General features: G+C 70.2%; 7 protein-coding genes. 2 read left to right on the top strand and 5 right to left on the bottom strand.

Annotation, left to right across the window (positions count from 1 at the left end; all coding sequences use genetic code 11):
• Positions 1 to 7: 7 nt before the first annotated feature.
• Genes hpaE through J2Y69_RS17850 form a run of 3 tightly spaced genes read right to left on the bottom strand, consistent with a single transcriptional unit; the run spans position 8 to position 3,727 of the window.
• Positions 8 to 1,510 carry a 5-carboxymethyl-2-hydroxymuconate semialdehyde dehydrogenase gene (gene hpaE, locus J2Y69_RS17840; protein ID WP_310023305.1) on the bottom strand — a complete coding sequence of 501 codons (1,503 nt, stop codon included), beginning with the start codon at positions 1,508 to 1,510 and terminating at the stop codon, positions 8 to 10.
• Positions 1,511 to 1,535: 25 nt separating this feature from the next.
• Positions 1,536 to 2,225 (bottom strand): GntR family transcriptional regulator, encoded by a 690-nt coding sequence (locus J2Y69_RS17845; protein ID WP_310023294.1) that lies wholly within the window; start codon positions 2,223 to 2,225, stop codon positions 1,536 to 1,538.
• Entirely contained in the window at positions 2,222 to 3,727 is a 1,506-nt protein-coding gene (locus J2Y69_RS17850) for a fumarylacetoacetate hydrolase family protein (protein WP_310023296.1), read from the bottom strand. The genes J2Y69_RS17845 and J2Y69_RS17850 overlap by 4 nt, the downstream gene beginning before the upstream one ends.
• A gap of 138 nt (positions 3,728 to 3,865) precedes the next feature.
• On the opposite strand from J2Y69_RS17850, the gene J2Y69_RS17855 reads away from it, so the two are divergent.
• Positions 3,866 to 5,245, top strand: a complete 1,380-nt coding sequence (locus J2Y69_RS17855) for an MFS transporter (RefSeq protein ID WP_310023298.1) — start codon at positions 3,866 to 3,868, stop codon at positions 5,243 to 5,245.
• A gap of 451 nt (positions 5,246 to 5,696) precedes the next feature.
• Here J2Y69_RS17855 and J2Y69_RS17860 read toward each other — a convergent pair whose 3' ends face one another.
• Entirely contained in the window at positions 5,697 to 6,398 is a 702-nt protein-coding gene (locus J2Y69_RS17860; RefSeq protein ID WP_310023299.1) for an IclR family transcriptional regulator, read from the bottom strand.
• A 205-nt stretch (positions 6,399 to 6,603) separates the two neighbouring features.
• Here J2Y69_RS17860 and J2Y69_RS17865 point away from each other — a divergent pair, with 205 nt between their 5' ends.
• A complete protein-coding gene (locus J2Y69_RS17865) occupies positions 6,604 to 8,493 on the top strand; it encodes an FAD-binding monooxygenase (RefSeq protein ID WP_310023301.1) in 1,890 nt (629 codons plus the stop codon).
• 817 nt (positions 8,494 to 9,310) lie between these two features.
• Here the strand turns inward: J2Y69_RS17865 and J2Y69_RS17870 are convergent.
• Positions 9,311 to 10,174 carry a PhzF family phenazine biosynthesis protein gene (locus J2Y69_RS17870; RefSeq protein ID WP_310023303.1) on the bottom strand — a complete coding sequence of 288 codons (864 nt, stop codon included), beginning with the start codon at positions 10,172 to 10,174 and terminating at the stop codon, positions 9,311 to 9,313.
• Between the last annotated feature and the right edge of the window lie 111 nt (positions 10,175 to 10,285).

The following is a 10,285-nucleotide window of genomic DNA, read 5'->3' on the forward strand; positions in this document are numbered from 1 at the left end:
AGCGGGGTCAGCGGTCCTGCTTGCCGAACGTCGGGTTGTGAGGGGCGCCGAGCGTGATGTGCACGCTCTGCTGGTCGGTGTAGAAGTCGATCGAGCGGTAGCCGCCCTCGTGTCCGAGGCCCGAGGCCTTCACGCCGCCGAACGGCGTGCGGAGGTCGCGCACGTTGTTGGAGTTCAGCCACACCATCCCGGCCTCGACCGACTGCGCGAAGTTGTGCGCGCGCTTGAGGTCGTTCGTCCAGATGTAGGCGGCGAGCCCGTACCGGGTGTTGTTGGCGAGGGCGAGCGCCTCCTCCTCCGTGTCGAAGGGGGTGATCGCGACGACAGGGCCGAAGATCTCCTCCTGGAAGATCCGGGCGTCCGGGGAGACGTCGGCGAACACGGTCGGGGCGACGTAGTTGCCGGTCGGGAAGCCCTCGGGACGTCCGCCGCCGGCGACGAGGCGGCCCTCGGTCTTGCCGATCTCGACGTAGCTCATCACCTTGTCGTAGTGCTCCGGGTGCACGAGCGCGCCGACCTCGGTGGCGGGGTCGTGCGGATGGCCGACCTTCACGCGCTTCGCCTGCGCGGCGTAGCGCTCCACGAAATCGTCGTACACCGAGCGCTCGACGAGGATGCGCGAGCCCGCGGTGCAGCGCTCGCCGTTGAGGGAGAACACGCCGAAGATGCAGGCGTCGATCGCGACGTCCAGATCGGCGTCGGCGAACACCACGGCGGGGCTCTTGCCGCCGAGCTCCATCGACAGGCCCTTGAGGAAGGGGGCGGCGTTGCCGAAGATGATCTGCCCGGTCCGGCTCTCGCCGGTGAACGAGATCAGCGGCACGTCGGGGTGCTTGACGAGCGCGTCACCGGCGTCCTCGCCGAGGCCGTTGACGAGGTTGAACACGCCGCGGGGGAGCCCCGCCTCCTCGAAGATCCCGGCCCAGAGCGATGCCGACAGCGGCGTGAACTCGGCGGGCTTGAGCACCACGGTGTTGCCGGTCGCGAGCGCCGGGCCGAGCTTCCAGGACTCCAGCATGAACGGCGTGTTCCACGGCGTGATGAGGCCGGCGACGCCGATCGGCTTGCGGTTGACGTAGTTCATCTGGCGGCCGGGGACCTTGAAGGCGTCGTCGGCCTGGGCGACGATCAGGTCGGCGAAGAACCGGAAGTTCTCCGCGGCGCGGCGGGCCTGGCCGAGCGCCTGCGTGATCGGCAGGCCGGAGTCGAAGGACTCCAGCTCCGCGAGGCGCGCGTCCCGCGACTCGACGATGTCGGCGATCCGGTGCAGGACCCTGCTGCGCTCGCGGGGGACCATCCGCGGCCACGGGCCTTCCTCGAACGCGCGCCGGGCGGCGGCGACCGCACGCTCGACGTCGGCCTTCTTGCCGGCCGCGGCGTGCACGTAGGTCTCGTTGGTGACGGGGTTGAGCACCTCGAACGTGTCGCCGTCGAGGGAGTCGACGAACTCGCCGTCGATGTAGTGCTGGATCTTCTCCGGCAGGTCTGCCGGGATGTAGGCGTCGGTCATCATCGTCCTTCTGTCGTTCTCGCGGTCAGGCGGTGGTTCTCGCGGTCGGGGGTGCCGTCTCGGTGTGCCGGGCGGTCAGGAAGGCGTCCATCGTCCGCCAGCGATGGTTGCGGGCGGCGAGCTCGATCTCGAGCGGGTCGGCCCCGGCGCGGACGAGGTCGAGGATCTGCGCGTGCTCCTCCACCGAGTGCCGCGCGCGCCCGGGGACGTAGGCGAAGGTGGAGTCGCGGATGCCGGACAGCCGCGCCCACCCGCGGTGCACCAGGTCGAGCAGGTGCGGGTTGGGGCAGGGCTCGTACAGCACGGAGTGGAACTGCCGGTTGAGCTCGGTGAACGCGTGCGGGTCGAAGTCTCCGAGCAGGTGCCCCATCCGGTCGTTGACCTCGCGGGCGCGGTCGAGCGACTCCCGATCGAGGAACGGCGCCGACAGCGCGGTCGCCGCGCCCTCGACCAGCCCGAGGGTCTGCATCGTGTGCGCGTACTCGACCTCGTCGACGAGCGAGACCCGCGCGCCGACGTTGCGCTCGAAGGTCACGAGCCCCTCCGCCTCCAGGCGCCGGATCGCCTCGCGCACCGGCACGACGCTCATCCCCAGCTCCTCCGCGATCGGCCCGAGGACCAGTCGGTAGCCGGGGCCGAAGGCGTGGCCGGCGATGCGGTCGCGGATCCAGGCGTACGCCTGCTCCGACTTGCTGCCCTCCTGCACGATCGTCATCGACGCTCCTTCGCCGCCTCGTAGGCCGCACGCCAGTCGGCGTTCATCGGGAACAGCCCGTCGACGGGGTGGCCGGCGGCGACCTGCTCGGCGATCCAGGCGTCCTCCTCCTCCTGGGCGATGGCGGCGTCGGCGACCTCCTCCGCGATCGACGGCGGGATCACGATCACCCCGTCGCCGTCCCCGACGATCACGTCGCCCGGCTGCACGGTGGCGCCGCCGCAGGCGATCGTGACGTCGACGTCCCACGGCACGTGACGCCGGCCGAGGACGGAGGGGTGCGCTCCGCGGGAGAAGACCGGAAGGCCGATCTCGACGACGGCGTCGTAGTCGCGCACGCCGCCGTCGGTCACCACCCCCGCCGCACCGCGGGCCTTGGCGCGGAGGGCGAGGATGTCGCCGAGGGTGCCGGAGCCGGTCTCGCCCCTGGCCTCGATCACGATCACCTCGCCCTCCGCGACGGCGTCGAAGGCGCGCTTCTGGGCGTTGTAGCCGCCGCCGTGGCTGGCGAAGAGGTCTTCGCGACCGGGGACGAAACGGAGGGTCTTGGCGGTGCCGACGAGCTTGAGGCCGGGGCGGTTCGCCGCGACCCCGTCGATGACGCACGCGTTGATCCCCCGTTTGCGCAGCTGGGCCGAGAGGCCTGCGGTGGGCGCCGCCGTCAGCTTCGCGCGGAGCTCAGGGGAGAGGGCGGGGGCCGCGGCTTCGCGGGAGCTCTCCGCCGGGAGCCCTGCGCTCTCGCACGAACCCTCAGCCGGAAGCCCTGCGCTCTCGCGCGAACCCCAGGCCTCGGCGCGCTGCAGGTCGTCCACGGCGGGGAGGGAGCCGAGCGCCGGGTCGAAGGGGACCTCGCCCTGGACGACCGTGGTGCGCAGTCGCCCGGAGGACGGGACGTCCGGGCTGTCGGGGGCGTCGACCTCGATCTCGACGACGTCGCCGGGCACGATCACGCTGGAGCCCGCAGGGGTGCCGGTGAGGATGACGTCCCCCGGCTCCAGCGTGAAGTGCTGGGAGAGGTCCGCGACGAGCTGGGGGAGCGGGAACAGCAGCCCCGCGGTCGTGTCGTCCTGCCGGAGCGCGCCGTTGACCCAGGCGCGGACGCGGAGCGCCGCCGGATCGACGAGCGCGGCGTCGATGAGGACGGGGCCGAGCGGGGTGTAGCCGTCGCCGCCCTTGGAACGGACGTTGGATCCCTTGTCGTTCGCCCGCAGATCGTAGAGACCGAGGTCGTTCGACGCGGTGATGTGCGAGACGTGGGACCAGGCCTCGTCCGCCGAGACCCGGCGGGCGGCGGTGCCGATGACGAGCGCGATCTCGCCCTCGAAGGCGAGGAGCTCGGTGCCGGCGGGGCGCTCGACCGTGCCGTCGGTGCCGGCGACGGAGCTGGCCGGCTTGAAGAAGTAGGAGGGGGCCGCAGGCCGTCGCCCCCGCTGATCGGCACGGGAGACGTAGTTCAGGTGGATCGCGACGATCTTTCCGGGCCGGGGGATCGGAGAGTTCATGGGCGCCTCCTCGCGGATCAGACCAGGGCGGCAGCTCCGTCCTTGGCGTTGTATCTGAAATCGTATATCATCGTGTCCACCCCCGGCAAGCAATCCCGCAGGCCGTGACGATGAGGTCACTTGCAAAGGAGACACCCCATGAGCGGGCAGTCACAGGACGGGTTCACCCCGACCGGCACCATCGCGACATCGGCCGATCGGCGCCGTGTCGTGTTCGCCACCGTCGTCGGCACCACCGTGGAGTGGTACGACTTCTTCATCTACGCCACCGCGGTCGGACTCGTGTTCGGCCAGCTGTTCTTCGCACCGCTCGGCGCCAACAGCGCGCTCGTGGGCTTCGCGACGGTCGGCGTGAGCTTCCTCTTCCGCCCCCTCGGCGCATTCCTCGCCGGGCACTTCGGCGACAAGGTCGGGCGCAAGGCCGTGCTGATGTGGACGCTGATCATGATGGGCGCCGCGACCGCGCTCATCGGCGTGCTCCCGGACTACACGACGATCGGGATCGCGGCGCCCATCCTCCTCGTCCTGCTGCGGATCCTCCAGGGGATCTCCGCCGGCGGCGAGTGGGGAGGCGCGGTGCTGATGGCCGTCGAGCACGCCCCGAAGGCCAAGCGCGGCGTCTTCGGCGCCTCGCCGCAGATCGGCGTCCCGCTGGGACTGCTGCTGGCCTCCGGTGTCATGGCGATCATGGCGCTCGTCGCCCCGGGGGACCAGTTCCTCGCCTGGGGCTGGCGCGTGCCGTTCCTGCTCAGCGTGGTGCTGATCCTCATCGGCTACTACGTGCGGCGCAAGGTCGAGGAGAGCCCGGTGTTCACCGAGCTCGCCGAGCGCAAGGAGGGAGCGAGGATGCCGATCGTCGAGCTCTTCCGCAAGCACCTCCTGCTGGTGGTCATCGCCGCGCTCGTCTTCGCCGGCAACAACGCCGTCGGCTACATGACGACCGGCGGCTACATCCAGGGCTACGCCACCAACCCGGAGGGCGCCCTGAAGCTGGACCGGGGTCCCGTCCTGTGGGCGGTCGCCGGATCCGCGGTCACCTGGCTCCTCTCCACGCTCCTCGCCGGATGGGCGTCGGACCGGATCGGGCGTCGCACGACCTACGTCATCGGCTGGATCCTGCAGCTCGGCGGAGTCTTCGCGCTGTTCCCGCTGGTGAACACCGGAGAGATCGGCCTGCTGTTCGCCGGCCTCGCGATCCTCACCATCGGGCTCGGCTTCACCTACGGCCCGCAGGCGGCGCTCTATGCGGAGCTGTTCCCGGCATCGATCCGGTTCTCGGGCGTCTCGATCTCCTATGCGATCGGCGCCATCGCCGGCGGGGCGTTCGCGCCGACCATCGCGACGGCGATCGTGCAGGCGACCGGCTCCACCCAGGCCGTCACCTGGTACCTGGCCGGGATGACGGTGATCGGACTGATCGCCACCCTGCTGCTGCGTGACCGCTCCGGCATCCCGCTCGGGCCCGACCACGAGGCCGAGCAGGCCAAGAGCCCGATCTACGGCCTGTCCAAGGCCTGATTCCGGGGCTGTGTGGGGGTGATCCTGGGTGGTCCGGGGTCCGGGGCGGTTCGGGGGTGGTCCGGGTGGTTCGGGGGTGACCCCGGGGTGGTTCGGCGGGTGGTCCTGGGCCCGGGGCGGTTCGGGGCTGGTCCTGGCTGGCCTGGGGCTGGCCTGGGCGGTTCCCGTGGGTGGTTCCGTCCGGTCGGTTCCCTGTCGGTCCGGTTCACTTCTGTCGGCCCGATCCACTTTTGTCGGGCGTTCGGTAGCGGATTGGCCGACGGATTGATGATGAGCCGACGGAATGTGATCGGCGGAATGTGATCGAGGGGCGCGGTCACTGGAGCACGACCGACGGAAAACGGTCGACGGGGCGCGGCCACTGGAATGCGGCCACTGGAATGCGACCAACGGAGTGCAGCTGGCGGCGTGCAGCTGGCGGAATGCGACCGACAGCGCGGGGGCGGAGGGGTCAGCCGCCCAGGGCTTCGGCGATCGTCCGGGCCGAGAGGGTCAGGCGGTCCGCGATCGCGACATCGGAGTGCCCGGATGCGACGTGCACGACGGCGATCGACGCCGGGCGCCCGCCGCGCAGGCTCAACGGCACGGCGACCGATCGCACGGTGGGGATGACCTCGTCGTGGCTCGTCGCGAAGCCGCGCTCACGGACGACGGCGATCTCGGCCCGCAGCGCCGCGGTCGTGCCGAACGCCTCGTCGGAGTCCGGTAGCTGGGCGAGGATCGCCTTCCCCGGCGCCCCCGCCGTCACGGGGTGGCGGGCGCCCGGTCGCTGGGCGACGCTCGCGACGGCGTGGCGGGGCTCCACGCTCACGAGCGTGATGCACTCCTCGGCGTCGAGCACCGCGAGGAAACAGGTCATGCCGAGCTCGTTCGCCACCGCGGTGAGCTCGGGGAGCGCCTCGGCCTGCAGGTCGTGCGAGACGCCGGCGGCGAGCGCCGCCATGCGGGGGCCGAGGGCGACGAGACCCGCCGCGTCGCGGGTGACGAGCCCGTGGTCCTCCAGGGTGCGCAACAGGCGGTAGGCGATCGACCGGTGCACCTCGAGACGTGCGGCGAGGTCGTCGATCGATAGGGCGCCGCGGGCGTCCGCCAGGATCTCCAGGATCCGGATGCCGCGACTCAGTGTCTGCGAGGCGGGGGCGGAAGCGGTCATGGATCTCCTGGGCGCGAGCCTGTCCGGCCGGAGCGTCTTGATCGACGGCCCGACGTTGGATAGCCTGTATTCAATAGTAGAACGGTGTATTCGAATATAGAACGCGAATGGCTGTGAGCGCAACCTCCATACGCACGCACAGCACCCCCGAACCACACAGCACGAACCACACACTGACGGCGCCGTCAGGAAGGAATCGACGACGATGCAGTTCCACCACCACGGGTACGTCTCCGGCGATCCCCGCATCCAGTCCCCGGCAGGTCTCGGCGAGGACCGTCCGACCGAGCTGCCCGACGAGACGGATGTCCTGATCGTCGGATCCGGCCCCGCCGGCATGCTGCTGGCCGCGCAGATGTCGCAGTTCCCCGGCGTCTCCACGCGCATCATCGAGCGGCGGGACGGGCGCCTCGTCCTCGGTCAGGCCGACGGCATCCAGCCGCGGAGCGTCGAGACGTTCCAGGCGTTCGGGTTCGCCGAGCGGATCGTCGCCGAGGCCTACAACATCGCCTGGATGAACTTCTGGGGGCCGGATCCCGCGAACCCGCAGAACATCGTCCGTACCGCGCGCACGGAGGACTACGCGTTCAAGATCAGCGAGTTCCCGCACCTGATCGTGAACCAGGCGCGGGTTCTCGACTACTTCGCGGAGGCCGCGGCCCACGGGCCGGGCCGGATCGTCCCCGACTACGGCGTCGAGTTCCTCGGCCTCACCGTGCAGGGCGACGGCACGCACCCGGTGGAGGTGCGGGTCCGTCACGTCGCAGGCGAGCGAGCGGGCGAGGAGCGGATCGTGCGCGCGAAGTACGTCGTCGGCTGCGACGGCGCGCGCAGCGGCGTGCGCGAGGCGATCGGGCGCCGGCACCTCGGCGGATCCTCCGCGCACGCCTGGGGCGTGATGGACGTCCTGGTGAACACCGACTTCCCGGACTGGCGCACCAAGTGCGCGATCAACTCCGAGGCGGGCAACATCCTGCACATCCCCCGCGAGGGCGGCTACCTCAGCCGCATGTACATCGACCTGGGCGAGGTCCCGGAGGACGACGACCACCAGGTGCGTCAGACCCCGATCGAGACGATCATCGCGAAGGCCAACGCCATCCTGCATCCGTACACGCTCGACGTGAAGGAGGTCGCCTGGCACAGCGTCTACGAGGTCGGGCACCGGGTGACGGACCGCTTCGACGACATGACGGAGGAGTCCGACCGCGGTCCCCGTGTGTTCCTCACCGGCGACGCCTGCCACACGCACAGCGCGAAAGCGGGTCAGGGCATGAACGTGTCGATGCAGGACGGATTCAACCTGGGGTGGAAGCTGGGCGCCGTGCTCACCGGTCGGAGCCCCGAGGCCCTGCTGGCGACGTACTCGGCCGAGCGGCAGCCGGTCGCGCAGCAGCTGATCGACTTCGACCGCGAGTGGTCATCCCTCATGGCGCGCAAGCCCGAGGAGATCTCGGACCCGCAGGAGCTCGCGAACTACTATCTGGCGACCGCCGAGTTCCCGTCCGGGTTCATGACGCGGTACGAGCCGTCGTCGATCATCGCCGCGAGGTCCCGGCAGGAGCTGGCCGGCGGGTTCCCGCTCGGGAAGCGCTTCAAGTCCTCCGAGGTCGTCCGCGTGTGCGACGGCAACGCCGTGCACCTGGGACATCATGCGCGCGCGGACGGCCGGTGGCGCGTCTACGCTTTCGCCGACGCCCCCGCGGCGGGCGAGGCATCGGCGTTGGGTGCGTGGGCGGAGTGGATGGGGTCGCCCTCGTCGCCGCTCGCGCGATTCACTCCGGCGGATGCCGACCCCGACGCGGTGTTCGACGTGAAGGCGATCTATCAGCAGCCGTTTGAGGACGTGGACATCACCGCGGTGCCCGAGGTCTTCCTCCCCAGATCCGGGCCGCTCGGCCTCACCGACTGGGAGAAGGTCTACGCCGCCGCGCCGAGCGTCTGGACCGACACCGACATCTTCGTCGAGCGCGAGCTCTCCCGCGACGGCGTGGTGGTCGTGGTGCGCCCCGACCAGTACGTCGCCGCGATCCTGCCGCTGCAGGCGACTGCCGAGCTCGCCGCATTCCTCGACGGGGTTTTCCTGCCGGCCTAGCTGTGGGCCGGGTGAGGTTCGGGTTCGGGGCTTCTGGAGGGCTCGGACGGGCGGTTCGCCTGGTCGGATGAATCCACTTTTGTCGGGTGGTTTCGGGCTGTTGGGCCGACAGAGGTGGCATTGGCCGACGTGGCTGACTCGATTCGCCCGGGTGATGCCGTGCGCATTGGCTCAGTGCAGCTCGCTCATCCTGTCGGGTGATTTCGCTTTTGTCGGATAGATTCGGGCTGTCGGGCCGACAGGGGTGGCATTGGCCGACGTGGCTGACTCGGCTGCCTCGATTTGTCCGGGTGATGCCGCGCGCATTGGCTCAGTGCCGATGGCTCATCCTGTCGGGTGGATCCACTTTTGTCGGATGGTTTCGGGCGAACGGGCCGACGGGAGTGAAGCGGGCCGACCCGGTGGCTCCGCTGTCGGTCTTGCATCGGGCCGATGCGGACGCCCCTGTCTCATCCTGGCTGGGGACTACGTCGATATCGATCGATGCGTCGATTGCTCATCCTGGTCGGATGGATCCATTCTTGTCTGATGGATTCGGGCTGCTGGGCCGACAGGAGTGACATTGGCCGACGCGGCCGGCTCGGCTGCCTCGATCCATCCGGGGATGCCGCGCGTGTTGGCTCGGTGCCGATGGCTCATCCTGTCGGGTGGATCCACTTTTGTCGGATGGTTTCGGGCGAACGGGCCGACAGGGGTGACATTGGCCGACCCGGTGGCTCCTCGCGTCGGATCGACCCACCGTTGTCGGATGATCTGCGGCTGATGGGCCGACGGAAGTGCAGCGGGCCGACACCGGGTAGGACCGGGGGAGGCGCGGTCAGGGGAGGCGCACGGCGCTGCCGGAGACCACGACCCCGCCCTCCGTGGGGATCGTGACGGTGAGGAGGCTCGGCCGGCCGACGTGCTCGCCCTGGCGGATGCGGATGACGTCCCCCGCGCGGGCCTGTCCGATCGCACGCAGATACGCGCCGGTGGATGCGGCGGCGGAGCCGGTGGCGGGATCCTCGGTGATGCGTCCGACCGGGAAGAGGTTCCGTGCACGGTACTCGCCGTCGCCGTCGGCGTGCAGGACGGTGACCGTGCCGGTCCATCCCTGTTCTGCGGCGAGCTCGGCCACGACCGCCGGTGAGAAGCGGAACTGGTGGAAGAGATCGAGATCGGAGAGCACAAGGATCGGATGCCAGTTCCCGGCGAACGACTCCCTCGGCGGATAGGCCGGGTCGATGTCGTCGGGGACGAGGCCCAGGATGTCGAGCAGGCGGGACAGCACGGCGGGATCGAGGTCGCGGACCTCAGGAGACACACTGGTGAAGGCCACCTCGACGCCCTGGTCCGTGACGGTCGCATCGAGCGCGACCTCGCCGGCGCGGGTCTCGAAGAGCATCGCGCCCGGACCGTCCCGCTCGGCCAGCGCGACCGCTGCGGCCACGGTCGCGTGCCCGCAGAACGGGACCTCGGCGCCCGGCGACCAGTAGCGGATCGGGTGGCGCCGCGCACCGCTGCCGTCGGCGGACACGAAGGCCGTCTCCGAGTATCCGAGGTCGGCGGCGATCCGGAGCATCGTGTCGTCGTCGAGCCCCTGCGCATCGAGGACGACGCCGGCGGGGTTCCCGCCGTAGGGCGCCGCAGCGTACGCCGCGTAGCGCAGGACTTCGAGGGACTCGGAACGGTCGACGGCCATGGATCGAGCGTATCCGGGGGTTATAGGCCAGAAAGAGTGGATGGGTTCTTGACATAGCCGCGTGATTTCGCGGTAGAACGGGGGTCGTCATGGTCTGCGAGGCTTACTCGT

Source organism: Microbacterium resistens (assembly GCF_031456305.1).
Lineage (GTDB): Bacteria > Actinomycetota > Actinomycetes > Actinomycetales > Microbacteriaceae > Microbacterium > Microbacterium resistens_A.